This window comes from Burkholderia sp. AU39826, assembly GCF_020419965.1.
GTDB classification, from domain to species: Bacteria; Pseudomonadota; Gammaproteobacteria; order Burkholderiales; family Burkholderiaceae; genus Burkholderia; species Burkholderia semiarida.
In genome coordinates this window covers 25,373-51,840 of sequence record NZ_JAIZQG010000014.1, presented here as the reverse complement: position 1 = coordinate 51,840, position 26,468 = coordinate 25,373, and the positions used below count along the sequence as shown (strand labels likewise).

The window sequence follows — 26,468 nt, the reverse complement described above, 5'->3', positions numbered from 1 at the left end:
CGGGCCTACGCCGCATCGACCGTCACGACGATCAGGGACACGCCGCGAAGGCGCTCGGCCAGATCGAAATGGACGGGGCGCCCGCGCCACCAGCGCGCGATTCCGCTGCGGGCCCGGTGCCCGACGACGACCAGGTCGGCGCGCGTCGTCATCGCATGCGCGGCGACGGCATCGGCCGCACGTCCGAAGCGCACGAAGCCGCGCGCGACGATGCCGTCGTCGGCGAGCGTGCCGAGCGCGCGTTGCAGTTCGTCCCGGGCGAACTCCTCGAGACGACGGTGCGCGAGATCGCTGAGCAGCCCGGCCGACTGCGCGTTCGCGGTTGCCGGGTCGACCACGGCCACGACGTCGACCGCCGCGGACAGCGCGCGCGACAGCGCCGAACATCGCGCAAGCGCGGCCTGAGCCTCATCGGTTCCGTCATAGACGAGTAGCATCCTGGAAAGCGCTGACATGTGGGTTTCGAGTCGTGAAGGGCCGGGTGCCTCCGTCGTCGCGGAAGCGCTTGCCTACACTGAACACGCGACGCGCGCGGTTTATTCCGCGGCCGGTCGTGCAAGCCGCGCGTGCGCCGTGCCGGATGCATCGAGCGCGACGCGAATCGCTTTGCGCGCCCGCGATATCCGGCTCATGATGGTGCCGACCGGGACGTCCAGTGCGGCGGCGGCTTGCCGATAGCTGAGTCCGTCGATGCTGACGAGCAGCAGCGCACTGCGCTGCGATGCCGGCAACCGCTCGACGGCGGCGAGGATCTGGCCGACGGCGACGCGCGTCTCGGATGCGGCGCGCGGATCGGCGACCGTCTCCGCCGCTGCGTGGCTCCATTCGAGCAGCAGGCGATCGCGATGATTGCGCCGGCGCAGTTCGTTGAGCCAGATCGAATGGATGATCGAGAAGACCCAGCTGACGGGCGATGTGCCGGCCCGCAACTGATGGGCGCGTTCGAGGGCGCGAAGGCAGGCGCGCTGCACGAGCTCGTCCGCGTCGTGTCGATTCGCGGTCAACCGCATCGCGAACGACCGCAGGCGCGGCAGCAGGTCGGGAAGCATCGTTGCAAGTTCGGTTCGCTTCATGGGAAGGCGGCGTGCCCGAAGTCGCGGGGGCAACGCGGTGACGGCGCGGATGCCGGCGGTGCGCGCCGGTACCCGGCCGGTTGGCAGGACGGGCGATCAATGCCCGGAATAGAGCTTCCTGAGCGCGTCGAGCTCGCCGTTCCGACGCGCGAGCGCGAGCTCGTGGCGGACTTCCGAGCGGGTCTTCGGCATCGCGGCGACGGGCGCCCATTGCGTGGCAGCCGGTGCGTCGTAACCGGCGGCGGCCGATTCGGCGGGGGACGCCGCGTACACCGATGCGGTGGTTGCAAGGGCGGCGAGCACGAAGGTGATTTTCGAGGCATTCATGTGAATCTCCTGGAGCGGGATGGATCGGAACGGAGTCGCGGCACCCGATGGCGACGCCCGCATGGGGCCGCCGCGTCGTGGTTGGCGTCAGGTGCCGCCGTGTGTGTATTGAGCGCCTGGCAGGTATCTCGCATGTGTCCGGTGCGCGCCGTTTTGCAAGGTCATGTATCGATGCGAAAACCCGATACATGCGGATACAGATGCGCGCGACGGCGGGCGCAAGCGGAGCGGGTCGGGCAAGCGACGTTCGCGTTCGTCTGCGCGCCGGTGCCGCCGTACGCGCGAGTGCCGCGCGCGTGACGAAGTCGAGGCGGGGCATGAACCGCGGGTGCGCGGCCCGCGGTTGCCGCGGCGGAGGGCGGCTGGAATAATCCGCGGGGGTGCGTGTTTTCAAGGGTGCCGCGCGCCGCGCGGCGTGCGTCGCGATGCCGTCGAACCGACCGCGGCCGCTCCAGCACATTCACAAGCGAAGAATTGCAATGCCCGAGATCAGAATGCCAAACGTGGCGCCTTCATCCGAAGACCAAAGCGGCCGTGTCGTCTACGTCGTCGACGACGACGAATTCGTGCGGGCCGCGTTGACCGGCCTGCTGCGCTCGATCGACCTGGAGGTGCACGCATTTGCGTCGACCGAAGCATTTCTCGCGGCGCCGAAGGGCAGCGGCCCGTCGTGCCTCGTGCTCGACGTGCGGTTGCGCGGGCAAAGCGGGATCGCGTTCCAGAAGTCGCTGGTCGAGAACGGCGGTCCGCAGATGCCGATCATCTTCATGACGGGGCACGGCGACATCGCGATGACGGTGAAGGCGATGAAGGCGGGCGCGGTGGATTTCCTGACCAAGCCGTTTCACGACCAGGAAATGATCGATGCAGTGGTGGCGGCGCTTGAGCGCGACGCGAAGCGCCTGGAGGCCAGCCAGTCGCTGCTCGACCTGCGCGCATGCTGGGAATCGCTGACGCCGCGCGAACGCGAGGTGCTGCAACACGTCGCGACGGGGCTGATGAACAAGCAGGTGGCAGGGAACATGGGCATTGCGGAGATCACGGCGAAGATCCATCGCGGCCAGGCGATGCGAAAGATGAAATGCCGTTCGGTCGCCGAACTGGTGCGCAAGATGAGTGCGCTCGGCATCGAGCTGCCCGCGGGCGATTAGCGTGAACCGGCCCGGGCCGAGCGCGGTCGGCGCAAGGCCGACCCATACGTAGATATGGTGGCGGCGCGGCAGCGCGCGGGTATGCTGGCGATCTGGATCGCAGTATGTGGGACGGGCCGGTCCGTTCCCCTCGCCATCAGCACGGATGCCTCTTTCACTCTCAGCCACCGATCTCGTAGCGATTGTCGACGACGACCCGTTCGTGCGCGCCGCCGTGAGAAGCCTCGTGCGGTCGCTGGGCGGGAACGCGTGCGAGTTCGCGTCGGGAGCGGCATTCCTCGCGTCGGACGTGTCGCGCCGCGCGGGTTGCCTGATCTGCGACGTCCAGATGCCGGCGATGGACGGCATCGACCTGCTGGCGCGGATCGACGCGCTGGGCCTGCGCATTCCCACGCTGTTCGTCACGGCGTTCGCGACGGCGCGCGAACGCGAGCGCGTGCGCGCGAGCACCGCGCTGTGCCTGCTGGAAAAGCCGCTCGATGCGCGGGAGCTCGAAACGTGGCTCGCGCGTGCGCTCGGTTACGTCTGATCGGCGGCCGTGCCGCGCTGCCAACCTAAACCTTCGTAGGGGATGAATGGCCGCTTGTTTGATGGTGCGCGGCCCCGCTGCGTGTTTTCATCTGTCTCGTACCGTCCGCGGCGACGGCGACAGGAGAACCAAGATGGCGAACTTTCCGACTTTATCGTCAGAAGCCTTGTTTGAGTCCAGGCTCACGCGCGCGCTGCGCGCCCTCGTCCGCACGATCTTCGCGCATGCGCGCGAGTTCGTCGTCTGGCCGGTGCGCTTCATGCTCGCAGCCGGTGTGCTGCTGGTCGCGGCGGCGATGTACGACGTGCGCGCGATGCTCGCGCGCGCGTGGCAGACGGCGGCGACGCACGAGCTGCTGATCGCCGCTGCATTCGCGGCCCTGGTGGCACTGGTCGCGGCGGTACTGGGGCTGAAGCTGCTCCGCCTGATGAGACTGGACGCGACCGTCGGCCGCCTGGCCGATGCGATCGGGGACAACGGCATCGAATCGCTGCCCGACACGTTGAGCCAGCGCGGTGCGCCGTCGGTGGCGAAACTCGCGCGCGCGATCGACGGCGCGCACCGCCAGCACGCCGAGCGCATGACGGAATTGCTGCACGTGCTGGCCGCCTATGCGCATGACCTGCGTACGCCGCTCACGCGGTTGATGCTGCGCAGCGGGATGCTGGAGGACGGCGCGTTGCGCGACGCGATCGAGCGCGATCTGGCGGAGATGAATGAGCTCGTCGAGGCGAGCCTTGTGTGCGCACGGCTGCAATGCAGCGTGCCGGAGCCGCCGCGCCGCGTCGACGCCGATGCGCTGCTCGGTGCGCTGGTCGGCAACTATCGCGACGCCGGCCAGCGCATCGGCCTCGACGGACGCGTGGGCCTTCCGCTCGTGACCTTCCCGCATGCGCTGCGCCGTGTGCTCGTCAACCTGATCGACAACGCATTGCGTTATGGGGACGACGTTCGCGTATGCGTGCGGGTCGACGCGCGGCGCGTGATGCTGACGGTCGTGGATTCCGGGCCGGGCATCGTGCCGGCTGAGCTCGAGGCGGTGTTCAAGCCGTGGTACCGCGCGCCGCAGACGGCCGCGCGTGCGCCGGGCTCGGGGCTCGGGCTCGCGATCGCGCGTCGGTTGACGCAGGCGATGCAGGGCGAACTGCAATTGAACAACCGCAGCACCGGCGGCCTCGAGGCGACAGTGACGCTGCCGCTTGCGGTCGCGTGAGCCGATACGGCATGTCGAAACGAACAGGGGGCGTGATGGCCGGTGCGGATGCGATGTCCCCGCGCGTTGCGTCGTTCGTGCTGCTCGGCGCGCTGCTGACCGCGTGCGGATACGGCGCGACGTTCCTGCTGTCGATGCATTTCCGTTCGGCGGGCGGGGGCGAGATCGATACCGGCATCGCGCTCGTCCAGGCGCTGGTCGGTGCGCTGCTCGGCCTGCCGCTCGTCGCGTGGCTGGCCCGCTGGATCGGCACGGCTCGCACCACCGCGCTGGCCGCGCTCATCGTCGGCGCGGGCGTCGTCGGCTTCGCGCTGATCGGGCGCACCGGCTCGTTGAGCGCCGTGCCCGGGCTGCTCGTCGGAGTCGGCTGGGGCGGCTTCTATCTGGCCGCGCCGATGATGCTCGCCGAGCGCACCACCGATCACGAGCGCGAGCGCTGGTTCCTGCGGTTCGGGTCGTTCCAGATGGCCGGCGTCGGCGGCGGGCCGGCGGTTGCGGCGCTCGCGATACGCAACTGGCACTGGACGACCGGCACCGTGTTTTGCACCGTCGGCGGCTTGTGCGCGATGGCCGCGCTGATGCTCGAGTATTTCGGCCGCCTGTCGCCGGCGTCGCCGCCGGCCGCACGGCCGGCGCGCGACCGGTGGGTTCGCGAGATGGCGGCGATCGCCCGCACGAACGCGATCTATCCGATCGCCATCATCGCGCTCGGCTCGAGCGTGTTCTCGGGGCTGATGACGTTCCAGATGTCGATGGCGACGGAAACCGGCGTGAAGGCCGGAACGTTCTTCGGCCTGTATTCGGCGACAGTCGTCATCATTCGCTGGCTGCTCGGCGCGCTCGTGATCCGGATGCGCGTCGACGCGACCACGCAGATCCTCCTCGGCTTCATGATCCTGAGCGTCGCGGTGACGTTCGCGGTGCCGCACAACGCGCTGCTTCACTCGGCCAGCGCCGTGCTGCTCGGCACCGGCTACGGCCTGATCTATCCGATCGTGCAGGCGCAAGCCGTCAACAGCGCGCACACGCGGCACCGGCACGCGGTGCTCACGTGGTTCGTCGCGTCCTATTTCGTCGGCGTGTTCGGCTTCCCGGCGCTCGGCAGCCTGGTGCTGGTCAACCTGGGCCGGACGATGCTGCTCACGCTCATCGCCGCATGCGGATTGGCGGCGCTGGTACTTTCCATCGTCGAACACCGGAAGCGGATGGCGCCGGCGGCGTGCTGAGCCCCGTGCGCTATCGCGCCGCTGCCGGAGGTTGCGAGGCGGAGGGGGCGGGTCTCGCGTCGTCGGGGTTGTACGTCGCGTAGAGCTTGGTATAGCCGGGCGTGTCGAAATGCCCGGTCCATCCCTTCGGCAGCGTGACCGCTTCGCCGGTCTTCACGACCATCACCGAACCGTCGGACGACGTCAGTTTCACGCTGCCGGACAGGAAGTACAGGAATTCGTTGTACGGCAGCCCCTGCGGACCGGCGATTTCCTCGTGCGAGGGCCCGGATCGGTACACGCCGGTCTGGAAGGCCGTGTCGGTGGACGTGAACGTCACGGCATCCGCGCCGTGCCCGGGAGCGGCATCCTGCTTCGCCGCGTCGCCGCGTCGCCGCGCGCGAAGATGGCGCCGGCCAGGTCGGAGGCCGACGCCTTGATCGGCTTGATGGTCTGCGCGCACGCTGCATTCGAGATCGCGATGCCGGTGAAGACCAGCGTGGCGAGTGCATGTCGGTACATCGGTAGTCTCTCCGTGGAAGTTGTCCTGGACGATCACGCGAAAGGGTGCTCGCCGTTGCAGCGCCATTCTCCTGGAAAAACCCGCGCGTGGGCGCGCCCATGTCGGCCGCGTGCCGACCGATTTGTATCGTATTGCGTACGTGCGCGGCATGGATACATCGCGATGCAGATGGAATATCCGGGCCGTCCAGCTGTTTACGGGCTGGAGGGCCGCTGCCCGGTCAATTTCGCCAACACCCATGCACACACGTCAGATACTGCAGTCGATCAACGCCGGCCCGGCGCAACAGCGGGGGGCTCGACGTCGATGACCGCCGCCGAACTGTCCGCGATGCTCCCCGCAATGCTGCCGCGTCTATGGATTTTCGCGCTGCGCCTCGCCGGCGATCGGCACGATGCCGAGGATCTCGTGCAGTGTGCGTGCGTGCGCGCACTCGAACGCGCCCATCAGTTGCAGCCGGAAACCGCGCCGCTCAGCTGGATGTTCTCGATCGTCCAGTCCACGTGGCTCAACGAGCTTCGCGCGCGCAGCGTGCGGCGGCGCGCGGGCATGGACTGGGACGATGAACTGCTGGAAACCGTGGCCGATCCCGCGGCGTCAACCTTCGAGCAGCAGGCGCTCGATGCACAGATCGTCCGGGCGGTGCAGCAGTTGCCGGAAGCGCAGCGCGTCGTCATGTTGCTGGTCGGCGTCGAGGGTTTCACGTACAGGGAAGCGGCCAACGTACTCGACGTACCGCTCGGCACGATCATGAGCCGGTTGTCACGTGCACGCCAGGCGATCGGTGCGCTGTTCGGCGAGCAAGGCGCACCGCGTGCAACGCGCGCGGCGAATGCCGAAGACCAGGGGGCATGAAAATGGACGACATCCTGCTCATGGCATACGTGGATGGCGAACTTGCGCCGCATGAAAGCGCCGAAGTCGACAGGGCGATCGAAACGTCGGCAGAGATCGCCGCGCGCGTTGCGTTGTTCGAAGCGTCGGTGTTGCCGTATCGGCGTGCGTTCGGGCGACAGCCGGTGCCGCCCGTGCCGCCGCGCCTCGTCCGCGAGGTCGACGGGCTCGCGCACGCGCATGCCGCGCCGGCGGCGCCGTTCGCGAACGCAGACGATCGGCGCGCCGCGGTGCCGGCCCCGCCGCCCGGGCGCCGCGGGCCGTCGCCGCGGCCCGGGCGCTCACGAGTGCGCGCGATGGTGCCGTGGCTCGCGGTGGCCTTCGTCGCCGGCGCGTTCAGTTGCGGCGCCATCCTGCGCTATGCCCCGGACACGGCTGTGCGAGATGTCGCGGCACAGCGCGAATCCGTGACCGCGCAGGCGACGATGTCGCCATGGATCACGGCGGCCGTGAACTACCAGCAGCTTTACACGCGCGATACGGTGGCGTCCGACGCATCGAATCTCGCTGCCGTCGCGCGTACGGTCGACAGCGTTCACCGTGTCGACGGGCTGCCGATCCGGATTCCGGACTTGCGCGCGGCCGGTTTGACGTTCAAGCGCATCCAGCGCCTGAACTTCAACCGCAAGCCGCTCGTGCAGATCGTCTATCTGCCCGAGAAAGGCCTGCCCGTCGCGCTGTGCGTGATGAAGGACGAACGACCCGATACCGCGCCCGGCCGTCGGCAGATCGGCAACATGGATGTCGTGACCTGGCGCCGGGCCAGCCTGGCCTATGCGCTGATCGCGGCGTCCGGCGAGACGGACCTCGGCGCGCTCGGCGAGCGGATCGCCGCCGATGAACGATCGTAAGCAACACGAATGGGCACGCCGAGGTTGCCGGCACCGCGATGTCGCGATGAGGCGATCCCGTGCGGCGCGCGACGATGCCGCTACGGCTTCACCCCATTGCGGGTGCATGCCGGCATGGTCCGAACAGGCCTGACGGCGCGGCGCGTACAAACGGATACACGCCAGACAAATCCCGGATACATCGCCCGTTTCTAATCGATGCATGGATCGGCCGACGGCCGTCCTCACGACGCGCGATACCTGAACCCGTGGCGGGATGCGCGCGACCGACGAATCGAAACCGCAGACGGTTGGGGGAAACTGGACATGTCAGAGAATCGGGTTCCGCGCGAACTTGCGCATGCGAACGGCGCACCAGTCAGCAACAACGTGAACATCCAGACGGCCGGCCCGCGCGGCCCCGCGTTGCTGCAGGACGTCTGGCTGATCGAGAAGCTCGCGCACTTCGATCGCGAAGTGATCCCGGAGCGCCGGATGCATGCGAAGGGCGCCGGCGCATACGGCACCTTCACCGTGACGCACGACATTTCGCGGTATACGAAGGCGAAACTGTTCTCCGGGATCGGCAAGCAGACGCCGATGTTCGTCCGCTTCTCGACGGTGGCCGGCGAGCGCGGCGCGGCCGATGCGGAGCGCGACATCCGCGGCTTCGCGCTGAAGTTCTACACCGAGGAAGGGAATTGGGATATCGTCGGCAACAATACGCCGGTGTTCTTCTTTCGCGATCCGCTGCGCTTTCCCGATCTCAATCATGCCGTCAAGCGCGACCCGCGCACGGGCATGCGCAGCGCGGAAAACAACTGGGATTTCTGGACGTTGCTTCCCGAGGCGCTGCACCAGGTGACGATCGTCATGAGCGAGCGCGGCATTCCGCGCTCGTACCGGCACATGCACGGCTTCGGCAGCCATACCTACAGCATGATCAATGCGTCGAACGAACGGACGTGGGTGAAATTCCACTACCGCTCGCAGCAAGGCATCGAGAACCTGACTGATGCGCAGGCCGAGGCGCTGATCGCGAAGGACCGCGAAACCCATCAGCGCGATCTGTACGACAGCATCGAGGCCGGCAATTTCCCGCGCTGGACGCTGTACATTCAGGTGATGACCGATGCGCAGGCGAAAGCGTTCCGGTTCAACCCGTTCGACCTGACCAAGGTATGGCCGAAGGCCGAATTTCCGCTGATCGAGGTCGGCGAATTCGAACTGAACCGCAATCCGGACAATTTCTTCGCCGAGACGGAGCAGGCCGCGTTCTCGCCCGCGAACGTCGTGCCGGGCATCGGCTATTCGCCCGACCGGATGTTGCAGGCGCGCCTCTTTTCCTACGGCGATGCGCAGCGATACCGGCTCGGCGTGAACTTCGCGCATATTCCGGTGAATGCGCCGAAGTGCCCGTTCCACAGCTATCACCGCGACGGCGCGATGCGCACCGACGGTAATCTCGGCGGCGCGCCCGCGTACTGGCCCAACAGCAGCGGCGCCTGGTCGGACCGGCCGCAACTGGACGAACCGCCGCTCGAACTCGACGGCGCGGCCGCGCACTGGGATCATCGCGTCGATGACGACCATTACCAGCAGCCCGGCGATTTGTTCCGGCTGATGGACGCACGGCAGCGGCAGCGTTTGTTCGACACCACCGCGCGGCAGATTGCCGGCGTGTCGCCGGCGGTGCGGCAGCGTCACATCGACAACTGCTCGCGGGCGGACCCGGCGTACGGTGCAGGCATCGCCGCCGCGCTCGAGCGATTGTTCGCCGAACGGGAATGACCGGCGGTATCCGGCGCTGCGCAACGGCAAACGCCGCGACCCGGTGACGAAGCGGGCGGACCGGGGAGCGGTGCGGCGAACCTGCACGGCGCAAGCGCGTTTGCATCGACCGCCGCCCGTCACGCGCGGGCGGCGGCCTTCGCTTCGAGCATCTTCACGAGCAGATGGAGCGTCCGGTTGACCGGCGTATCGATGCCCGCGGCCAGCCCGCGCCGCACGATCGCGCCATTCAGGTGGTCGATCTCGCACGGTTTGCCACGCGCGAGATCCTGCGCGGTGGACGAATACTGGCCGGCGGGAATCGTCGCTTCGATTTGCGCGACGATCTCCGCCGGCCCCTCGGTGAAATGGACGCCTTCGGCGGCCGCCACGGCGAGACACTCGGCGACGGTCGCGCGCATCGTCGCGCGCAGCGCGTCGCGATGCGGCATCTCGCCGAGCGGCAGATGCACGATCGCGGAAATTGCGTTGTACGCGCAATTCAGCATGAACTTGCGCCAAAGCGTCGCGCGCACGTCGTCGTCGATCCGGGTCGGAATGCCCGCTTCGCGCAGCACGTGCGCGAGCCGCTCGCTGGACGGCGACGCCTCGATCGCGAGATCGCCGCGGCCATGGTGCAGCAAATAGCCCGGGCCGGCCATCTCGCTCGCCACGTAGACGGCAGCCGAAATGACGGGGCGGTCGAGCTCGGCGCGCAGCAGCGCGGCGTTGTCCACGCCGTTCTGCAGACTGACCACGATCGCGTGCGGGGCCAGCACGTCGCGCAACGCGCGTGCCACGTCGGCCGTATCGCCGGACTTCACGCAGACGAGGACGACCTCGGCCGATCGGGCCGCGTCGGTCTGGATCGATGCGTCGACCGGCACGCGCTGGTCGAACGTGCGCGTATGCAGGCGCAGGCCGTGGGCGCGGATCGCGTCGACGTGAAGCGGCCGGCCAATGAACACGACATCGTGGCCGTGCAGCGCGAGCATGCCGCCGAAGTAGCAACCGACCGCGCCGGCGCCGAGAACCGCAAACCGCATGATTGCTCCAGAGGGGAAACCGTAGACGTGCCATGCATGCGGTATCCGCATGTGACGGGCCGGGCCAACGGGCCCACCCATTGGTATAGAACACGCGAGTCGCGCCAACTATTCCCGATGGGGCGGCGATCGGTCTCGAACGGTGCGCCGAATCATCGCCACGCAATGGAATGACCGCTACCGCTCAGGTGTTGTTAGCCAGTAGCACGCCGTCGGCGTCAACCGCTTCCCCTTCCTCCGGACCTTTTCAGAAGATGAATTCCACCCATCCGCTTTCGCTTCCGGCCGTACCGAACCGCCCGCTGACCGGCAGCGATCACCGAACGCTCGTGCTCGCGGCGCTGGGCGGCGCGCTCGAGTTCTACGACTTCGTGATTTACGTGTTCTTCGCGGCCGTCATCGGCCAGCTGTTCTTTCCGCCGGCGATTCCCGACTGGCTGCGCCAGCTGCAGACCTTCGGCATTTTTGCCGCCGGCTATCTCGCGCGGCCGCTCGGCGGCGTGGTGCTGGCTCACTTCGGCGATCTCGTCGGCCGCAAGCGGATGTTCACGCTGAGCGTGATGCTGATGGCGCTGCCGACGCTCGCGATGGGCCTGCTGCCGACCTACGCGTCCCTCGGGATCGCCGCGCCCGTGCTGCTGCTGGTGTGCCGGCTGTTGCAGGGGGCGGCGGTGGGCGGCGAAGTGCCTGGCGCGTGGGTGTTCGTGGCCGAGCACGTGCCGCCGCGCCATGTCGGCTACGCGTGCGGGCTGCTCACGGGCGGCCTGACGCTCGGCATCCTGCTCGGCTCGCTGATCGCGTCCGCGATCAACCATCACTATTCGCCGGCCGCGATCGACGCGTATGCGTGGCGGCTGCCGTTCGTCGTCGGCGGGTTGTTCGGCGTGCTGTCGGCGCTGTTGCGGCGCTGGCTCGACGAAACGCCCGTATTCGTCGAAATGAAGCGGAACCGGGCGCTCGTCGCCGAGGCGCCGTTGAAGACGGTACTGCGCGACCACGGCCGCGCGGTGGTCGCGTCGATGATCCTCACCTGGACGCTCACCGCGGCGATCGTCGTCGTGATCCTGATGACGCCGACGCTCGTCGCCAAGCGCTTCCATATCACGCCCGCGCTCGCGCTGCAGGCCAATTCGGCCGCGACGTGCTGCCTGACGATCGGATGCGTCGTCGCCGGGTCGATCGCGGGGCGAATCGGCGCGGCGCGCACGATCTTCGTCGGCTGCCTGTTGCTGGGTGCATCGTTCTGGTTGATGGCCGCGCGGCTCGCCGTCGATGCGTCGCTGCTGCTGCCGCTTTACGCGGCGTGCGGCTTCTTCGTCGGTGCGGTGGCGGCCATTCCGGTCGCGATGGTGCGCGCGTTTCCGCCGGCCGTACGCTTTTCCGGCATCTCGTTTTCGTACAACGTCGCGTATGCGCTGTTTGGCGGCCTCACGCCGGTGTTCGTGTCGTTGATGCTGAAAACGAATCCGCACGCGCCGGAACTGTACGTAGGCGTGCTCTGTGTCGCCGGCGCGCTGACGGGTTTCGCGTTGCGTCCCGCGCGGTAGCACCGCGGCCGCGCCACGCACGACGCGCGGCCTTCCGCATGTGCCGGCGCCGCGGCCCGTGGGCGTTCATGCAGGCGTGACACCGTGACGATGGCGGCGCTTGCCGGCGCCCGTACGGGCCGCCGTCTCGTCCAGAATCGTCGCGGCGAATTCGACGGCCGCCGGCATCCGCGGGTCGTGCATCATCACGAATTCCATATCGGGCAGCCGCGGCAAGCCCTCGGGCGGCCCCAGTTCCCGCAGCGAGTCGTCGATCGCGCTGCGCGGAATCGGCGCGATCGCGATGCCGGCCCGTGCGAACGCCAGCACGCCGGCCACGCTCGGGCTTTCGCACGCGATCCGGTAGCGCATGCCGGCCAGCGCGAGCGCCTTGATCGCGGCGCCGCGGTATGGGCACGGATCGGGGAAGCACGCGAGCGGCACGTCGCCTTCCGGAAGCGGCTCGTGGCGCGCGAATGCCCAGGCGAGCGGCTCTTGCCACAACGTCGTGCCGTGGCCCGCGTGCGAGCAGCGGCTCCCGATCACGACATCGAATTCTCCGCGTGCGTGCCGGCGAAACAGGCTGTCGCCGATATCGACGGCGAGATCCAGCCGCAGGCCGCGCCGCGCGGCGCCATGGCGGCGCATCAGGTCGGGCAGCCAGCCGCCCGCGAAGTCCTCCGATACGCCGATCCTCAGCTTGACGTCGGCCGCTCGATCCGTTCCGAGCCTTGCCCGCGCTTCCTCGCTCAGGTTGAGAATCGCGCGCGCGTAGCCGAGCAGCGTTTCGCCATGCCCGGTCAGCGTGACGCTGCGCGTATTGCGCACGAGCAGCGCCTGGCCGACCTGTTCTTCGAGGCGAACGATCTGCGCGCTGACCGCGGACTGGCTGAGATTCAGCCGGCGCCCGGCGCCGGTGAAGCTGCGCACGTCGGCGACCGCGACGAACGTATGAAGGAGCGCCGTATCGAGGGGAGGATTCATTCATCACCCGTTTGGGTTAATTCGATCAATTAATATCGTTTCCAGATTATAGGCTCACCCGCTAGGCTGCGAAGCACGGTGGGCGAGCGCGCATGGGGCGCGCCGCCGTCACTCCTGACAAGGACCGGCTCCATGACACGCGTGCTCTATATCGAAGGCTCACCCAACAAGGCCTATTCGGCATCCATCGAGGTGTGCGATGCATTTCTCGACACCTACCGGCAGGCTCATCCCGATCACGAGATCCGGAAGCTCGACATCTGGGATCTGCCGATGCCCGAATTCGACGGGGCCGCGCTCGCCGCGAAATATGCGGGATTGAGCGGCACGGCGTTGACGCCGGAGCAGGCGGCCGCGTGGCGGCAGATCGAACGGCTCGCGGCGCCGTTCCACGAAGCGGACAGGTTTTTGTTCGGCGTGCCGCTGTGGAATTTCAGCATTCCGTACAAGCTCAAGCATCTGATCGACGTGATCTCGCAGAAGGACGTGTTGTTCACGTTCGACGAAACGGGTTTTACCGGCAAGCTGGCCGGAAAAAAGGCGGCGGTGGTCTACGCGCGCGGGCTTGCCTATCAGTCGCCGGGGTCGTTTACGCCGGCCGCCGAGTTCGATCTGCAGCGCCCTTACATGGAAACGTGGCTCAAGTTCGTGGGCGTGACGGACATCACCGGGATTGTCGTCGAACGCACGCTGTTCGGCCCGGACGGGAAGGTCGATCGGAGCCGGGCGATCGACGAAGCACGGGCGATCGCGCGTACGTTCTGAGGTTGCCGGCGCCGTGCATACGGGCGCCGTGCATACGGGTGCCGTGCACACGGGCGCCGTGCATACGCGCGTCGGGCAATCGGCGCCGCGTATGCGCCGAGGGTCGAGCGTCAGCGCGCGCCACGTGCGATGGCGAGCGCGACGCCGAAGCCCACCAGCAGGCATCCGAACGTGCGGTCGATCCAGTGCCGCAGCGACAGCAGGCGATCGCGAACACGCGCGGCCGAGAAACAGATCGCCACGAGGCTGAACCAGCCGGCGTGTGCGCCCGCGATGAATGCGCCGTAGCCGATCTGCACGATCAACGGCGTGTCGGGCCGGACGGCTTGCATGAACAGGCTGACGACGAATACCGTGGTTTTGGGGTTCAGCGCATTGGTCAGGAAGCCCGTGCGCAGCGCCGCGAGATCGGACAGCGGCGCGACGGCGGCGTCGGCTTGCGCATCGCCGGCTTTCGCCATGAGCATTCTTGCGCCGAGGTAGATCAGATAGATCGCGCCGATCAGCTTGACGGCATTGAAGAGCCACAGCGACTGACGGATCAGGAGCCCGACGCCCAGCAGCGTGTAGCTCACGTGGACGATCACGCCGAGCCCGATCCCGCATGCCGTGAGCACGCCGGCGCGACGCGACAGCATCAGGCTGTTACGCGTGACCATCGCGAAGTCCGGGCCGGGGCTGATGACGGCCAGCAGCGTAATGGTGACTACGACTATCAATTCGGTCATGGCGTCGCTCCCGCGATCGATGTCTTGGTGGCACAATCGTACCCACCATGATTCATCGGGAAAAACGATGATTTCTGACCGGAATGGTGAGTCTGAATCACAATCGATCCGTACCAGCCTGCCGTCGCTGATGGCGCTGCGTTGTTTCGAGGCGGCGGCGCGCCACGAGAATTTCACCCGCGCGGCCGACGAGCTGTGCCTGACCCACGGCGCGGTCAGCCGCGCGGTGCGTCTGCTCGAGGACGATCTGGGCGTGGCGCTGTTCGAGCGGCGCAGTCGTCGCGTGTTCCTGACCGAGGCAGGCCGCACGCTCGCCCAGGCCGTCCACGATGGCCTGGGCCTGATGCGTCACGCCGCCCACACGTTGCGCGCCGAGGCCGCCCGTACGCGGCGGTCGGTCCTGTCATGCGAGCCGACGCTGCTGATGCGCTGGCTGATTCCGCGCTGGCCGGATTTCCAGGCGCGGCATGCAGGCGTCGACATCCATCTGGCCGCCGCGGGCGGGCCGTTCTCGTTCGACGGCGGTATCGACATGGCGATTCGTCGCAACGATTTCGCGTGGCCGGCGGCGTATCACGCCGAGCATCTGTTCGCCGAACGGGTGGGGCCGGTTTGCCGGCCGGACAAGGTCGGCGCGTGGTTTGCGTCGCGTCGCGGCGCCCGTGCGCTGAAGCACGACGCAGTGCTGCTGCATGCGCGGACGCGGCCGGACGCGTGGAATGCATGGGCGATGGCCGCGAATCAGCCGGCCGCGGGCCGGCGCGGGCAGCGGTTCGATCACTTCTACTTCAGTTTGCAGGCGGCCGTCGCGGGGCTCGGGGTGGCGATCGGGCCGTGGCACCTGGTGCGCGACGATATCGAAAGCGGTGTACTGGTTGCCCCGATGGGATTTGTCGAGGATGGATCGGATTACTACCTGTTGACGCCGGCGCCGGTGGCGGACGGGAGTGCGCAGGCGGCGTTGCTGGGGTGGTTGAGGGGGATGGTCTGACGCGAGCCGCCGGGCGGGATTTCAAACGACCGGCGAAGACGCGTGCCCGGATGCGCGACGCGCCAATCGATGCCGGGCGCCGCGAGGGCCGGCACTTCGTTGGCGCCCGTATCGATATCGACGGCCCGGACAATATCGTCGCTGATCGAACAAACGCAACCGCGAATCGAAATAAAGAATGATGTGGGGCCGATGCTTGCTCATGCCGGGCAGCGAACGGAAAATGCGTCGATCGACACACGTTCGCAAGCCCGTTATTCGCGTGAACAGCCCAGGCCCGACGCTGCGCAGGCCGGCCGGATGTCGGCCCGCTTTAACCGAAATGGCCCGTGGTGACGTGCGCGTCGCTAAAAGAATGCCGGTGCGAGCTTTATCGCTGCAACGAATGAGCGCCAGTGAAATCGCCGTCATTCTTCATCTTTTTGACGCGGCTTTTAACGGCACTCGTGCAAACCCGGGCGACGTCAGCGTGCAGCGGACATTTCCGGTCGCCTTTAAACCCGCATCCTTTACCCGACAGTCAACGACGAGACGAAGCCATGCCACTTCAAACCGGTAATTTATTCAGCGTCGAAGGGCGGCGCGGCGGCGACGAGCGAATCGACATGCTCGTGACGGGCGCGCGCGTGAATGTCGAGCGAATCGTATCGATGGGGCAAGCGAGCCCGGACGGATTCTGGTATGACGACGCGCGGCCGAATGGGTCGTGCTGCTGTCCGGTGCGGCCGTGCTCGAATTCGAAGAAAATGCAACGCGGCTCGACATGCACGCCGGAGATTACGTGCTGATCGAGCCGCATTGCCGCCATCGTGTCGCGTGGACGCATGACGAAGTGCCAACCGTCTGGCTTGCCGTCTATTACGAACGCTGAAGAAAAGGATTGGCGTGCGGCACGCGCGGTCGATAGACCGGTGCGCGACACGCCGATCGGGCAAAACCTCGTCTACCGGTGCGGCCTTGGAATACCGCCGGTATCGATGCCCCAATCAATGCCGCAATCGCCGGACAGCGCGTGGAATCGCGCGCCGGCACAGGGCGGGAATCTTATTCCTGGATCAGGAATCGATTGCGATTCTTCGCATCCTTGATCCATGCGGGCGCGCGACCGCGGCCCGACCAGGTCGCCCCGGTCTTCGGATCGCGATACTTCGCCTGCACGGGGGCGCCCGCCTGTTTGGACGGCCGACCGCGGCGCGTGCCGAAAATGTCTTTTTCGGTAATGCCGTATTCCGCGACTTTGGTGCGGATGTCGTCGACGATCGCCTGGAATTCCGCGACGCGCGCCGCTTCGGCTTTTTCGGCCAAAGCATCCATTTGGGCTTTCAGTTCCTTGTAAGTTGCCATATATCACTCTTCAGGTTGTGTCCATACATGATAGCGGTTTCAGCCCGAATGATGAAGAAAATTGCGCCGACTACGAATTCCATTGTCGATATGGCAATGCGCGACTGCTTCGAACACCTGAGAAGTGGTTCGATTGGATCGTTTGCGTCCGATCCTCTCATGCGGGACAAGCTTCGGAGACTCAATTATTCTTTATCTCTTTTCAGAAGGATTGGGGAATTCACTGATGAACAGGGATGACAGACTGAAACAGGTCGCCGCCGATTTCGGATTCGATCCGGACGAAACGATCCGCATTGGCGGAAAGTACACGCCGGTTCTGGTCGATGGCAGGACGGCCTACATTGCCGGCCAGATTCCGCGAATCGGGGAGGTCGTGCATTTCGTCGGTATCGTGGGCGAATCCGTTTCGCTGGACGACGGCCGCCGCGCGGCCGGTATCTCGGCGCTGCGTGCGCTGTCGCTGATCCGCAACCAGTGCGGCACGCTCGATGCGATCGCGACGGTGCCGCGCATGACCGTGTACGTGCGAAGCGCACCGGGCTTCACGATGCAAAGCGAAGTGGCCGACGGCGCGTCGGACGTGTTGTACGCGGTGCTCGGCGACGCCGGTGTCCATACGCGCTCGTCGGTCGGCGTGCTGCAATTGCCGAAGGGCGCGGCGGTCGAAGCCGATTTCATTTTCGGGCTGAATCGCGGCACCGCTGCCGGTTGATCCGGAGTGGCCGGGCCGACGGAACGAGCCGCTTTACGGTGATCATCCACCCTTCGCGCTCGGCAACCGTCTTCGAATACGAACAGGGTTGACGGGTCAGCGACGAACCGGTGTTCCCAGGTTGCTTCGGTGAACACACCATCGGACGTCGCCGCGAGATCGGCGTTGTCGCCGGAGATCGCGGCGCAACTGCTGGTCGGCACTTGCCGGCGCTCCATTCGTCAGATGTGAAACCCGCGCGACTCGCCGCAACGCGCGCCATCGTGTTGCCGGGAAACGATCCGTCGCGCCGTGACGCACGCGCCGTCTTCCGCCGTTTTCCCACCCCGTCCTTTCCCGGAAGCCGTTCCCGGCCCATATCGGCCGGCATCCCCACTTTTGGGGATGCCGGCGCCGAGCGGTACGCCTACGATGGTCAACAAGGCACCGGAGACCGGATATCACCAGAACAATCGAGCAGGCCTGCCGTTTCGCGTCGATCGCCGTGAGCGTCCGCACGGTCGATCGACACGGTTGCCGCGTACGCCGATGCGCGACGTGTTTCGTGCGTGGTTGGCGCCGCGGGCGATCTCGCGTGGATGGCGGTAGGCCTGATGTCGCATTTCGGGGAATTTCAATCACTATGCTCGCACGAGACTATGTGGAACGAGAGCTCTCTCACATCCAGAGAATGGTGGCGCTGCTGGACAGCGAGCCGAACGTCGGCGACGTGTCGATGTCGGGCCCGGGTCGCGTCAGGCATCCGCGCTATTGGCGCGGGCGTATCGAGGAACTGCTGTCGACGCCCAACGTGCCGCGTCACGTCAGAAAGCTGAGCGAAGCCGTGCTCGCGAAGATCGACGCGATGGAAGCACGCTTCGCGGCGATGAAGTAAGTACATGGTCGGGCCGGGCGGCGAAACGCGTTCCATCGCGTGGGCTGCGTCGTTTCACCCGGGCGCCGCCCGCCATCCCGCGCCGCGCGGGCCGCCTGCGTCAACACGGATTTTCGCGCCCTGTCGAAAAATAACGATTTCGTTTGACAAGAAGCAGTAACCAGCGTGGTATTTCGACCAAACCCGCATCGGCGATTTGAACAATCAGACCGATTGAGTAAGATTCGCGAACGGCGTTCGACATAAACGCACGGCGCGGGGTGGTCAGATGCAGACGAACGGGTTGATTCCATCGGCATGGATCGATGACGTCTACGCCGCGGCGTTGGGCGATCAACGATGGGAAGCGGTGCTGGACGGGCTGCGTTTGTCGGTCGGCGTACGCATGGCGACGCTGCTGTCGTTCGACGATGCGGCGCGGGTGCCCGCGATCGAGCGGGCGGCCGGCGACGATGCGTCATGGGTGGCCGCGTGCCATCGCAGCTACAACACCGAGTTCTACCTGTACGACCCGGTCGTGCCGGTTGCCGCCGACTGGCCGGCAGGGCGCTGGTTCGAGGACGTCAAGCACCTGTCGGTGCGGCAGCGCACACATGGCGTGTTCTATCGGGAATTCCTGCAACCGTTCGGGCTCGGCAGCATCTCGGGCCTGTACATCCACCGCGGCGAGGGTGCCGGCGCGTTCCTCAGCGTACAGAGCGGGCCCGACGCGCAGGGGCTGTCCGACGACCAGCGCTGCACCATCGAAATCATGGGCGCGCACATCAGCCGCGCGCTGCGGATCCACGCACGCATCGGCGAGCTCGAGGCGCGCGTGGCCGCCGCGGAATCGGCGCTCGACGCGGTGCCGGTGCCGGTGTTCCTGCTCGGCGCGCGACGCGAGTTGCGTTATACGAACCGCGCGGCCGATCAGCTGATCGCCGCGGAACCGGCGCTGCGGATCGTGAACGGGCGCTTTGCGCCGGAAGGCTGCGTCGACGATGCGCAATGGCGGCATGCGTTCGCGCGCGGCGGGCTGTTGCTGCGGCGCGCGACCGGCGAGCCGCTGCCGCTCGCGCTGATTCCCGTTCCCGAACAGTCGCGCCTCGCGCGTGAACGGCCCGGGGTCGCGGCGCTGATGACGGCCGCCGACCTGCGCTCGCCGGCGGCGCGCGCGCAGCGCTTGCGGGTGTTCTACGGGCTGTCGTCCGCCGAGGCCGATCTCGCCGTGCTGCTGTGCTGCGACGGGCGCTCGCCGCAGGAATGCGCGGCGCTGCGCGGCGTGTCGATCGGCACGGTCCGCGCGCAGATCAAGTCGATCTACACGAAAACCGACGTGGCCCGCGCCGCGCAGCTGACGTCGCTGGTCATGCAGACCTGAGCGACCGATGCGCGCCGGCGCGGCCGCGTCGTGCTCTATCCGCCGCCGATTCCCTGCAGTATCTTGCCGGTCCCGCCGCAGACGGTGCACGGCTGGCCCTCCATCCGGCCGGTGCCGCGGCACACGCGGCACGTGTCCTCGCCGACGCCCGGCGCGTCCGCCGGGCCTTCGTCGCCGGCGTGTGGCGGGATAGCCGGGTCGGGTATCGCTGATGGCTTCGTGGTCGACATCACAGGCTCCTTTCGCGTGGCACGCTGTCCGGGCGAGCATCGCGCATACCTGCCTGCCGGGCCGCGCGCGACGGCGACGGATCGCTCGCGTGTCATAGCGCCGCTCCCGCGTCGATCCCGTGCGGCTTCGGCCGATCCATTCCAGGTAGCCCCACGAGCGCCGCGCTGCACCAGGCACGCCGGCCGGATCGATCGAACGCGGCGTGTGATCAGTCATCCTATGACATTGGGAGCGAAGCGAAAGAAGACCGTCAGATGCGGGGAAGCTGCGGCGCAGGCGTCCGACCGCCTGCTCATTGGCTCCCGGAAAACGTTTCTCGAAACAATTGAGATACTGGGAATACAGTTCCCCGATTTCTGGAAAAGACCCGTGATGGTAAAGGTTATAGGGGTATGCACCGAGTGAGTTAAACGATTAACCGACGTACATTCGCTCAACACATCATACGACGTATGACTCCGCGGTCCGACGAAGCGCCCCGGCGACGCAGGTGCGTGCCGACGGATCGCCGCACAACAACGATCGACCATCAAGGAGACTCACCATGAAGCACCGATTCACCGGCTCCCGTACCGCCCTGGCCGTTGCGCTGATGGCCGGCTTCGCGATGTCCGCGCACGCGCGCGTGTTCCGCTCGGCGGACGTGCACGGCGACAACTTCCCGACCAACATGGCCGTGAAGTTCATGGGCGAGGCATTGTCGAAGCAGACGGGCGGCAAGGATTCGATCAAGGTGTTCGGCAACAGCGCGCTCGGTTCGGAGAAGGACACGGTCGACCAGGTGCGGATCGGCGCGATCGACATGGCGCGCGTGAACGGCGCGTCGTTCAACGAGATCGTGCCGGAATCGCTGATCCCGTCGTTTCCGTTCCTGTTCCGCGACGTCGACCATTTCCGCAAGGCGATGTACGGCCCGGCCGGCCAGAAGATCCTCGACGCGTTCACCGCGAAGGGGATGATCGCGCTGACGTTCTACGAGAGCGGCGCGCGCTCGATCTACGCGAAGCGCCCGGTGCGCACGCCGGCCGACATGAAGGGGCTGAAGGTGCGCGTGCAACCGTCCGACCTGATGGTCGACGAGATCAAGGCGATGGGCGGCACGCCGACGCCGATGCCGTTCGCCGAGGTGTACACGGGGCTGAAGACGGGCCTCGTCGACGCGGCGGAAAACAACCTGCCGTCGTACGAGGAAACCAAGCACTACGAAGTGGCGCCCGATTACTCGGAGACGCAGCACGCGATGACGCCCGAAGTGCTGGTGTTCTCGAAGAAAGTGTGGGACACGCTGTCGCCGCAGGAGCAGGCGGCGATCAGGAAGGCGGCGGCCGATTCGGTACCGTACTACCAGAAGCTGTGGACCGCGCGCGAGGCGTCCGCGCAGCAACTGGTGACGAAAGGCGGCGCGAAGATCCTGCCGGCCGCGCAGGTCGACCGCGCGGCGTTCGTGAAGGCGATGCAGCCGTTGTGGACCAAGTATGAGAAGACGCCGCAGATGAAGCAGATCGTCGACGAGATCGAGGCCACCAAGTGACGCGTCGCACTTCCCTGAACGGCGCGGCGGCCGCGGGGTCGCCGGCCGCCGCCCCGGACGGCGCGGGGCCCGCGCGGCCGCACGCCGCGCCGCTGTTGCGCTGCGTGAACGACGTGCTGTTCCGCGTGCTGGCGGGAATCGCGTCGGCGTGTCTCGCGGTGCTCACGGTGCTGGTGTTCTACGCGGTCGTGATGCGCTACGTGTTCGACAACGCGCCCGATTTCGTCGAGCCGATCGCGCTGTTGCTCGTGATCGTGATCGCGATGTTCGGCGCGGCGATGAAGGTGCGCGACGGCGGGCATATCGGCCTCGATTCGCTGGTGCGCCGGCTGTCGCCGAAGGCCCGCACGGTCGTCATCGCGATCCAGCACCTGAGCCTGATCGCGTTCGCGATCATGATCGTGATCGGCTGCGGAAGCATGGCCGCCGAGACGATGGGCGACCGCATCCCGATCATCGGGCTGCCCGAAGGCGTGCGCTACCTGATCACGATGCCCGCGGCGGTTGCGATCATCCTCTTCTCGCTCGAGCACCTGCTCGCGCTTCGTCGTTCTTCGTCGGGACAATAACGCCATGGAACTCGCGATCCTGTCCGTCAGTTTTCTGATTTTTCTCGTCCTCGGCGTGCCCGTGTCGTTCGCGCTCGGCATTGCGTGCGTACTGACCTACATGGTCGAAGGCCTGCCGATCGCGACCGCGATGCAGGCGATGATCTCGGGGATGAACGCGTTCTCGTTCCTCGCGGTGCCGTTCTTCATCTTCTCCGGCGAACTGATGCTGCACGGCGGCATCGCGGACCGGATCCTGCGCTTCGCGCAGGCGACCGTCGGCCACTTCCGCGGCGGCCTCGGGATGGCGAACGTCGTCGCGTGCACGCTGTTCGGCGGCGTGTCGGGCTCGCCGACCGCCGATACGTCGGCGATGGGTGGCGTGGTGATTCCGCTGATGAAGCGCGAAGGCTACAGCGCCGCGTACGCGGTCAACGTGACGACGCATGCGTCGCTCGCCGGCGCGCTGATGCCGACGTCGACCAACATGATCATCTACGCGTTCGCCGCGCAGGGCATCACCGGGATGCTGCACGGCCAGCCGGTGAGCGGCGTGTCGATCGGCGACCTGCTGTTCTCGGGCCTGTTGCCGGTGTTGTGGGTGATGGGCTTCGTGCTCGCCGCCGCATACTGGCAGGCCGTGCGTCACGGCTATCCACGCCGCGAGGACGGCGCGTCCGCGCTGCCGCGGTTTCCCGGCTGGTATGCGGTGCTGCGCAGCTTCGTCGGCGCGGTGCCCGGGCTGATGGTGATCGCGATCATCCTCGTGTGCGTCGCGAAGGGCATCGCCACCGCGACCGAAGCGGCCGCGATCGCTGTCGTGTATTCGCTCGTGCTGACCGCGGTGGTCTACCGCACGCTGACCGCCGAGAAGCTGCGCCGCGCGCTGTCGCATGCGGCGCGCACGACGGGCGTCGTGCTGCTGCTGATCGCGGTGTCCAACATGCTGCGCTTCCAGATGTCGTACCTGGAGATTCCGGATGCGATCGAAGGGCTGCTGAAGCAGTCGACCGCCGCGCCCTGGCTGATGCTGCTGTACATCAACATCATCCAGGTGTTCCTCGGCACGTTCGTCGACATGGCCGCGCACATCCTGATCACGACGCCGCTGTTCCTGCCGATCGCGATGGCGTGCGGGGTCGGGCCGGTGCAGTTCGGCATCATGCTGCTGCTGAACTGCTCGCTCGGCCTCGTGCACCCGCCGATCGGCTCGGTGCAGTTCGTCGGCTGCGCGATCGGCAACGTGTCGATCGGCGAGACGACGAAGATGGCGTGGCCGTACTACCTCGCGATCTTCAGTGCGATCAATATCGTCACGTACATGCCGTTCTTCTCGACGTGGCTGCCGAGCGTGATCAGCGGGCACGCCGTGTTCTGATCGCACGCTTCGCCCGTCGCGGCGCCGGACGACCGAGGTGGTCCGGCGCCGCGGTTGCATCCGCGGTTCACTTTCTTCACTTCACGTCACTTCCATGAAAACGACTCTCCTGCGGCGCGCCGTGGCGGCGGCCGCGTTGACGATGGTGGCTTCGTTGGCACACGCGGCGACGTATGCGTACGTGTCGAACAGCGACAGCCGCGACATCTCGGTGTTCGGCGTCGATACGGCGACCGGTGCGCTGACCGCGATCGAAACCGTGCCGGTCGGCGGCGCCGTGATGCCGATGGCGCTGTCGCCCGATCATCGGCGCCTGTACGCGGCATTGCGTTCGACACCGTATCGCGTCGTCAGCTTCGCGATCAATCCGCTCGACGGGCAGCTGAGCGAGCTGGGCCGCGCGCCGCTCGCGGACAGCATGGCGTACGTGTCGACCGATGCGTCGGGCCGTTACCTGTTCTCGGCGTCGTATGGCGGCAACCTGCTCGCGGTGAACCGGATCGGCGCGGACGGCGTGGCCGGCGACGTGCAGCAGACGGTGAAGACCGGCCCGATGGCGCATGCGATCCGCCCGTCGCCGGACGGCCGCTATGCGTTCGCGTCGGTGCTCGGCGCCGACGCGTGGCTGCGCTTGCCGTTCGATGCGTCGACCGGCACGCTGACCGACACGGGCGAGCCTGCGTATCGGCTGCCGGAGAAATCCGGTCCACGCCATTTCGTGTTCTCGTCGAACGGGCGGTTCGCCTACCTGATCGACGAACTCGACGGCAAGCTGCACGTGCTCGCGCTGTCGCACGGCGGCGCCGATGCGCGGGCGATCCAGACCGTGTCGATCCTGCCGCCCGATTTTCACGGCGACAAGCCGTGGGGCGCCGACCTGCATCTGACGCCGGACGGGCGCTTCCTGTACGCATCGGAGCGCACGTCGAGCACGCTCGCCGCGTATCGCGTCGATGCGAAGTCGGGCACACTCGCGCGGATCGGCACGTTCGCGACCGAACCGCAGCCGCGCGGCTTTGCGATCGATCCGTCGGGCAGGTATCTGCTCGCGGCCGGGCAACTGTCGCCGACGTTGGCCGTGTACCGAATCGATCGCGTTACCGGGCATCTCGACGCAATCGGCAAGTATCCGGTCGGCAAGGGCGCAAACTGGGTCGAGATCGTCACGTACGACGGGACGAACTGATTCGGTGTGCGGCGCAACGGGCGGCATCGATCGCGTGCCGCCCGTTGCGCGAACGGAATGCAACCGCACTCGCGCACTCGCCCGCGCCGCGAACTACCGGTCGATCGACTCAAGTTGGAGCAGCCGCCGTCGTTAACCGATAAGGGATAACTTCGGGAGTCGATTCGCCATGCGTGATCTGAAAGTGAAAAGCAGTCTGCTTGCCGTGCTCGCCGCGTTCGCCGCGATGATCGTCGTCGGCGGCATCGTCGGGATCGTCGCGCTCGGCAGCGCGAACACGAACGCGAAGCGCCTGCACGAAATCGCGACGCAGACGTCGCTCGTCAACGACGCTTACAAGGACAGCACGCGTACCCGCTCGGCGCTCGTCCGTGCGTATTCGGCGCTGAAGGAGCACGACGATCCGGCGCAGCGCGACTCGGCGCTGCAAAGCGCGCAACGCACGTTCGATCTTTCCGCGAAGGAAACGCAGGCGTTCAAGGATGCCGCACCGGTCGGCAACCTCGGCGCGGACCTGAAGCAGGCGCTCGTCGAGTCGTCGACGCATCTCGCGAGCGTGCTCGCGCGTGCGGCCGACGCGCTACGCAACGGCGACACCGCCGCGTATGCGGCGATCAACGACAAGGAGATCACGCTCGCCGGTCAGGTGTATTCGGCGAACGTCGAGAAATTCCAGCGCATCGCCAACCAGCTCGCGCAAGACTCGATCGACGCCGACAACGCCGCCTATACGCGCATCATCGCGATGGTCGGGATCGGCGTCGCGCTGGCGCTCGCGCTGATCGTCACGACGCACTTCGCGCTGCGCGCGATCGTGTCGCGGCCGCTCGCGAACGCGGCCGCGCTGCTCGACCGCATCGCGTCGAACGACCTGACCGTGACGGTGCCCGATGCCGGCCGAAACGAAATCGGCCAGCTGTTCGCGGCGATGAAGCGGATGCAGGCGGGGCTCGCGGCGACCGTCACCGGCATGCGCGACAGCAGCGATGCGATCCATACGGCCGCACGCGAGATCGCGGCCGGCAACCTCGACCTGTCGAGCCGTACCGAGCAGCAGTCGGCGTCGCTCGAGGAAACGGCCGCGAGCATGGAGCAGTTGACGTCGACGGTGCGCCAGAACGCGGACAATGCGCAGCAGGCGAGCACGCTCGCGGCAAGCGCGGCGGACCTCGCGCAGCACGGCGGCGAACTGGTCGGCCGCGCGGTCGACATGATGGGCGTGATCAACGCGAACTCGCAGAAGATCGCGGAGATCACCGGGATGATCGACGGGATCGCCTTCCAGACCAATATCCTCGCGCTCAACGCGGCGGTCGAGTCGGCTCGCGCGGGCGAACACGGGCGCGGCTTCGCGGTCGTCGCGGGCGAGGTGCGCACGCTGGCGCAACGCAGCGCGAGCGCCGCGCGGGAGATCCGGCAGTTGATCGGCGCGTCGATCGACGACGTGCGCGACGGCAACGCGCTCGTGACGCAGGCAGGGCGCGCGATGGACGAGATCGTGTCGTCGGTGCGACGCGTGGCGACGATCATGACCGAGATCACGACGGCCACCGTCGAGCAGAGCGCGGGCATCGACCAGGTCGGCCAGGCCGTCACGCAGATGGATCAGATGACGCAGCAGAACGCGGCGCTGGTCGAACAGGCCAGTGCCGCCGCGACGGCGCTTGAGCAGCAGGCCGGGTCGATGCAGGTCGCGATGTCGGTCTTCCGGGTGGCGCGGGCGGGGTGAGCCGCCTGCCGACGCGG

General features: G+C 67.0%; 28 protein-coding genes and 2 pseudogenes. 19 read left to right on the top strand and 11 right to left on the bottom strand.

From position 1 onward, the window contains the following. Nucleotides 1-5: 5 nt before the first annotated feature. The 3 genes from LGM42_RS22120 to LGM42_RS22110 form a co-directional block, all read right to left on the bottom strand. Nucleotides 6-455, bottom strand: coding sequence for a universal stress protein (locus LGM42_RS22120; RefSeq protein WP_226094162.1), 450 nt, complete (start codon nt 453-455; stop codon nt 6-8). Between the two features lie 81 nt (nt 456-536). Further along, the gene (locus LGM42_RS22115; RefSeq protein WP_059579252.1) at nt 537-1,073 is read right to left on the bottom strand and encodes an RNA polymerase sigma factor; all 537 of its coding nucleotides are present in this window, start codon (nt 1,071-1,073) and stop codon (nt 537-539) included. A 96-nt stretch (nt 1,074-1,169) separates the two neighbouring features. Then, on the bottom strand, nt 1,170-1,400 hold the full coding sequence (locus LGM42_RS22110; RefSeq protein ID WP_059638997.1) for a DUF4148 domain-containing protein: 231 nt from the start codon (nt 1,398-1,400) through the stop codon (nt 1,170-1,172). A 479-nt stretch (nt 1,401-1,879) separates the two neighbouring features. On the opposite strand from LGM42_RS22110, the gene LGM42_RS22105 reads away from it, so the two are divergent. The 4 genes from LGM42_RS22105 (at nt 1,880) to LGM42_RS22090 (ending at nt 5,519) form a co-directional block, all read left to right on the top strand. After that, nucleotides 1,880-2,551 (top strand): response regulator transcription factor, encoded by a 672-nt coding sequence (locus LGM42_RS22105; protein WP_059638998.1) that lies wholly within the window; start codon nt 1,880-1,882, stop codon nt 2,549-2,551. Nucleotides 2,552-2,696: 145 nt separating this feature from the next. Next, entirely contained in the window at nt 2,697-3,080 is a 384-nt protein-coding gene (locus tag LGM42_RS22100; RefSeq protein WP_059579247.1) for a response regulator transcription factor, read from the top strand. 133 nt (nt 3,081-3,213) lie between these two features. Continuing rightward, on the top strand, nt 3,214-4,293 hold the full coding sequence (locus LGM42_RS22095) for a sensor histidine kinase (protein ID WP_060309958.1): 1,080 nt from the start codon (nt 3,214-3,216) through the stop codon (nt 4,291-4,293). 11 nt (nt 4,294-4,304) lie between these two features. Then, nucleotides 4,305-5,519 (top strand): MFS transporter, encoded by a 1,215-nt coding sequence (locus LGM42_RS22090; RefSeq protein WP_226233181.1) that lies wholly within the window; start codon nt 4,305-4,307, stop codon nt 5,517-5,519. A 10-nt stretch (nt 5,520-5,529) separates the two neighbouring features. Here the strand turns inward: LGM42_RS22090 and LGM42_RS33245 are convergent, their stop codons facing one another. Both LGM42_RS33245 and LGM42_RS22080 read right to left on the bottom strand, forming a co-directional pair. Then, nucleotides 5,530-5,838 carry a cupin domain-containing protein gene (locus LGM42_RS33245; protein ID WP_226233180.1) on the bottom strand — a complete coding sequence of 103 codons (309 nt, stop codon included), beginning with the start codon at nt 5,836-5,838 and terminating at the stop codon, nt 5,530-5,532. Continuing rightward, a complete protein-coding gene (locus LGM42_RS22080) occupies nt 5,835-6,020 on the bottom strand; it encodes a hypothetical protein (RefSeq protein WP_226233179.1) in 186 nt (61 codons plus the stop codon). The genes LGM42_RS33245 and LGM42_RS22080 overlap by 4 nt, the downstream gene beginning before the upstream one ends. Before the next feature lie 307 nt (nt 6,021-6,327). On the opposite strand from LGM42_RS22080, the gene LGM42_RS22075 reads away from it, so the two are divergent. The 3 genes from LGM42_RS22075 (at nt 6,328) to LGM42_RS22065 (ending at nt 9,536) form a co-directional block, all read left to right on the top strand. Continuing rightward, nucleotides 6,328-6,876: an RNA polymerase sigma factor gene (locus LGM42_RS22075; protein ID WP_226233178.1), complete on the top strand. Its 549-nt coding sequence runs from the start codon at nt 6,328-6,330 to the stop codon at nt 6,874-6,876. Nucleotides 6,877-6,896: 20 nt separating this feature from the next. Continuing rightward, a complete protein-coding gene (locus LGM42_RS22070) occupies nt 6,897-7,766 on the top strand; it encodes an anti-sigma factor (RefSeq protein WP_226233177.1) in 870 nt (289 codons plus the stop codon). Nucleotides 7,767-8,072: 306 nt separating this feature from the next. Further along, nucleotides 8,073-9,536 (top strand): catalase, encoded by a 1,464-nt coding sequence (locus LGM42_RS22065; RefSeq protein WP_059639003.1) that lies wholly within the window; start codon nt 8,073-8,075, stop codon nt 9,534-9,536. 119 nt (nt 9,537-9,655) lie between these two features. On the opposite strand, the gene LGM42_RS22060 is transcribed toward LGM42_RS22065, so the two are convergent. Next, nucleotides 9,656-10,561, bottom strand: coding sequence for a ketopantoate reductase family protein (locus LGM42_RS22060; RefSeq protein ID WP_226233176.1), 906 nt, complete (start codon nt 10,559-10,561; stop codon nt 9,656-9,658). Nucleotides 10,562-10,815: 254 nt separating this feature from the next. Here LGM42_RS22060 and LGM42_RS22055 point away from each other — a divergent pair, with 254 nt between their 5' ends. Continuing rightward, nucleotides 10,816-12,108: an MFS transporter gene (locus LGM42_RS22055; RefSeq protein ID WP_226233175.1), complete on the top strand. Its 1,293-nt coding sequence runs from the start codon at nt 10,816-10,818 to the stop codon at nt 12,106-12,108. Between the two features lie 66 nt (nt 12,109-12,174). Here LGM42_RS22055 and LGM42_RS22050 read toward each other — a convergent pair whose 3' ends face one another. Beyond that, nucleotides 12,175-13,071 (bottom strand): LysR substrate-binding domain-containing protein, encoded by an 897-nt coding sequence (locus tag LGM42_RS22050; RefSeq protein WP_226233174.1) that lies wholly within the window; start codon nt 13,069-13,071, stop codon nt 12,175-12,177. Between the two features lie 132 nt (nt 13,072-13,203). On the opposite strand from LGM42_RS22050, the gene LGM42_RS22045 reads away from it, so the two are divergent. Next, nucleotides 13,204-13,836: an FMN-dependent NADH-azoreductase gene (locus tag LGM42_RS22045; protein WP_060309953.1), complete on the top strand. Its 633-nt coding sequence runs from the start codon at nt 13,204-13,206 to the stop codon at nt 13,834-13,836. Nucleotides 13,837-13,946: 110 nt separating this feature from the next. Here the strand turns inward: LGM42_RS22045 and LGM42_RS22040 are convergent, their stop codons facing one another. After that, nucleotides 13,947-14,564 carry a LysE family translocator gene (locus LGM42_RS22040; RefSeq protein ID WP_226233173.1) on the bottom strand — a complete coding sequence of 206 codons (618 nt, stop codon included), beginning with the start codon at nt 14,562-14,564 and terminating at the stop codon, nt 13,947-13,949. Between the two features lie 67 nt (nt 14,565-14,631). On the opposite strand from LGM42_RS22040, the gene LGM42_RS22035 reads away from it, so the two are divergent. After that, a complete protein-coding gene (locus LGM42_RS22035; protein WP_060309951.1) occupies nt 14,632-15,555 on the top strand; it encodes a LysR family transcriptional regulator in 924 nt (307 codons plus the stop codon). A 539-nt stretch (nt 15,556-16,094) separates the two neighbouring features. After that, nucleotides 16,095-16,426, top strand: a pseudogene (locus LGM42_RS22030) (cupin domain-containing protein). A 173-nt stretch (nt 16,427-16,599) separates the two neighbouring features. On the opposite strand, the gene LGM42_RS22025 reads toward LGM42_RS22030, so the two are convergent. Next, nucleotides 16,600-16,899: an H-NS family nucleoid-associated regulatory protein gene (locus tag LGM42_RS22025; RefSeq protein WP_059579211.1), complete on the bottom strand. Its 300-nt coding sequence runs from the start codon at nt 16,897-16,899 to the stop codon at nt 16,600-16,602. Between the two features lie 226 nt (nt 16,900-17,125). Here LGM42_RS22025 and LGM42_RS22020 point away from each other — a divergent pair, with 226 nt between their 5' ends. Then, complete coding sequence (locus LGM42_RS22020) at nt 17,126-17,614, top strand: RidA family protein (RefSeq protein ID WP_226233246.1); 489 nt, start codon at nt 17,126-17,128, stop codon at nt 17,612-17,614. Between the two features lie 40 nt (nt 17,615-17,654). On the opposite strand, the pseudogene LGM42_RS33240 reads toward LGM42_RS22020, so the two are convergent. Then, nucleotides 17,655-17,826, bottom strand: a pseudogene (locus tag LGM42_RS33240) (diaminohydroxyphosphoribosylaminopyrimidine deaminase); the annotation flags it as partial. A 410-nt stretch (nt 17,827-18,236) separates the two neighbouring features. On the opposite strand from LGM42_RS33240, the gene LGM42_RS22015 reads away from it, so the two are divergent. After that, on the top strand, nt 18,237-18,488 hold the full coding sequence (locus LGM42_RS22015) for a hypothetical protein (protein WP_059579205.1): 252 nt from the start codon (nt 18,237-18,239) through the stop codon (nt 18,486-18,488). A gap of 268 nt (nt 18,489-18,756) precedes the next feature. Further along, complete coding sequence (locus tag LGM42_RS22010; RefSeq protein ID WP_226233172.1) at nt 18,757-19,848, top strand: helix-turn-helix transcriptional regulator; 1,092 nt, start codon at nt 18,757-18,759, stop codon at nt 19,846-19,848. Between the two features lie 35 nt (nt 19,849-19,883). On the opposite strand, the gene LGM42_RS22005 is transcribed toward LGM42_RS22010, so the two are convergent. After that, complete coding sequence (locus tag LGM42_RS22005; RefSeq protein ID WP_081083105.1) at nt 19,884-20,078, bottom strand: hypothetical protein; 195 nt, start codon at nt 20,076-20,078, stop codon at nt 19,884-19,886. Nucleotides 20,079-20,623: 545 nt separating this feature from the next. Between LGM42_RS22005 and LGM42_RS22000 the strand changes: the two genes are divergently transcribed. The 5 genes from LGM42_RS22000 to LGM42_RS21980 all read left to right on the top strand — a co-directional run bounded on the left by LGM42_RS22000 (nt 20,624) and on the right by LGM42_RS21980 (nt 26,451). Next, nucleotides 20,624-21,610: a TRAP transporter substrate-binding protein gene (locus LGM42_RS22000; RefSeq protein ID WP_060309946.1), complete on the top strand. Its 987-nt coding sequence runs from the start codon at nt 20,624-20,626 to the stop codon at nt 21,608-21,610. Next, on the top strand, nt 21,607-22,179 hold the full coding sequence (locus LGM42_RS21995; protein WP_059579196.1) for a TRAP transporter small permease: 573 nt from the start codon (nt 21,607-21,609) through the stop codon (nt 22,177-22,179). Before LGM42_RS22000 ends, LGM42_RS21995 begins: the two co-directional genes overlap by 4 nt. A 4-nt stretch (nt 22,180-22,183) precedes the next feature. Beyond that, the gene (locus LGM42_RS21990; RefSeq protein WP_060309945.1) at nt 22,184-23,536 is read left to right on the top strand and encodes a TRAP transporter large permease; all 1,353 of its coding nucleotides are present in this window, start codon (nt 22,184-22,186) and stop codon (nt 23,534-23,536) included. A 94-nt stretch (nt 23,537-23,630) separates the two neighbouring features. Then, nucleotides 23,631-24,722: a lactonase family protein gene (locus LGM42_RS21985; RefSeq protein WP_059639015.1), complete on the top strand. Its 1,092-nt coding sequence runs from the start codon at nt 23,631-23,633 to the stop codon at nt 24,720-24,722. Between the two features lie 169 nt (nt 24,723-24,891). After that, the gene (locus tag LGM42_RS21980; protein WP_226233171.1) at nt 24,892-26,451 is read left to right on the top strand and encodes a methyl-accepting chemotaxis protein; all 1,560 of its coding nucleotides are present in this window, start codon (nt 24,892-24,894) and stop codon (nt 26,449-26,451) included. The last annotated feature ends 17 nt before the right edge of the window (nt 26,452-26,468 follow it).

Bases quoted from the DNA above. Each gene is read 5' to 3' on its own strand.
- LGM42_RS22120 (WP_226094162.1), bottom strand. From the start codon at position 455: ATGTCAGCGCTTTCCAGGATGCTACTCGTCTATGACGGAACCGATGAG.
- LGM42_RS22115 (WP_059579252.1), bottom strand. From the start codon at position 1,073: ATGAAGCGAACCGAACTTGCAACGATGCTTCCCGACCTGCTGCCGCGC.
- LGM42_RS22110 (WP_059638997.1), bottom strand. From the start codon at position 1,400: ATGAATGCCTCGAAAATCACCTTCGTGCTCGCCGCCCTTGCAACCACC.
- LGM42_RS22105 (WP_059638998.1), top strand. From the start codon at position 1,880: ATGCCCGAGATCAGAATGCCAAACGTGGCGCCTTCATCCGAAGACCAA.
- LGM42_RS22100 (WP_059579247.1), top strand. From the start codon at position 2,697: ATGCCTCTTTCACTCTCAGCCACCGATCTCGTAGCGATTGTCGACGAC.
- LGM42_RS22095 (WP_060309958.1), top strand. From the start codon at position 3,214: ATGGCGAACTTTCCGACTTTATCGTCAGAAGCCTTGTTTGAGTCCAGG.
- LGM42_RS22090 (WP_226233181.1), top strand. From the start codon at position 4,305: ATGTCGAAACGAACAGGGGGCGTGATGGCCGGTGCGGATGCGATGTCC.
- LGM42_RS22080 (WP_226233179.1), bottom strand. From the start codon at position 6,020: ATGTACCGACATGCACTCGCCACGCTGGTCTTCACCGGCATCGCGATC.
- LGM42_RS22075 (WP_226233178.1), top strand. From the start codon at position 6,328: ATGACCGCCGCCGAACTGTCCGCGATGCTCCCCGCAATGCTGCCGCGT.
- LGM42_RS22070 (WP_226233177.1), top strand. From the start codon at position 6,897: ATGGCATACGTGGATGGCGAACTTGCGCCGCATGAAAGCGCCGAAGTC.
- LGM42_RS22065 (WP_059639003.1), top strand. From the start codon at position 8,073: ATGTCAGAGAATCGGGTTCCGCGCGAACTTGCGCATGCGAACGGCGCA.
- LGM42_RS22060 (WP_226233176.1), bottom strand. From the start codon at position 10,561: ATGCGGTTTGCGGTTCTCGGCGCCGGCGCGGTCGGTTGCTACTTCGGC.
- LGM42_RS22055 (WP_226233175.1), top strand. From the start codon at position 10,816: ATGAATTCCACCCATCCGCTTTCGCTTCCGGCCGTACCGAACCGCCCG.
- LGM42_RS22050 (WP_226233174.1), bottom strand. From the start codon at position 13,071: ATGAATCCTCCCCTCGATACGGCGCTCCTTCATACGTTCGTCGCGGTC.
- LGM42_RS22045 (WP_060309953.1), top strand. From the start codon at position 13,204: ATGACACGCGTGCTCTATATCGAAGGCTCACCCAACAAGGCCTATTCG.
- LGM42_RS22040 (WP_226233173.1), bottom strand. From the start codon at position 14,564: ATGACCGAATTGATAGTCGTAGTCACCATTACGCTGCTGGCCGTCATC.
- LGM42_RS22035 (WP_060309951.1), top strand. From the start codon at position 14,632: ATGATTTCTGACCGGAATGGTGAGTCTGAATCACAATCGATCCGTACC.
- LGM42_RS22025 (WP_059579211.1), bottom strand. From the start codon at position 16,899: ATGGCAACTTACAAGGAACTGAAAGCCCAAATGGATGCTTTGGCCGAA.
- LGM42_RS22020 (WP_226233246.1), top strand. From the start codon at position 17,126: ATGAACAGGGATGACAGACTGAAACAGGTCGCCGCCGATTTCGGATTC.
- LGM42_RS22015 (WP_059579205.1), top strand. From the start codon at position 18,237: ATGCTCGCACGAGACTATGTGGAACGAGAGCTCTCTCACATCCAGAGA.
- LGM42_RS22010 (WP_226233172.1), top strand. From the start codon at position 18,757: ATGCAGACGAACGGGTTGATTCCATCGGCATGGATCGATGACGTCTAC.
- LGM42_RS22005 (WP_081083105.1), bottom strand. From the start codon at position 20,078: ATGTCGACCACGAAGCCATCAGCGATACCCGACCCGGCTATCCCGCCA.
- LGM42_RS22000 (WP_060309946.1), top strand. From the start codon at position 20,624: ATGAAGCACCGATTCACCGGCTCCCGTACCGCCCTGGCCGTTGCGCTG.
- LGM42_RS21990 (WP_060309945.1), top strand. From the start codon at position 22,184: ATGGAACTCGCGATCCTGTCCGTCAGTTTTCTGATTTTTCTCGTCCTC.
- LGM42_RS21985 (WP_059639015.1), top strand. From the start codon at position 23,631: ATGAAAACGACTCTCCTGCGGCGCGCCGTGGCGGCGGCCGCGTTGACG.
- LGM42_RS21980 (WP_226233171.1), top strand. From the start codon at position 24,892: ATGCGTGATCTGAAAGTGAAAAGCAGTCTGCTTGCCGTGCTCGCCGCG.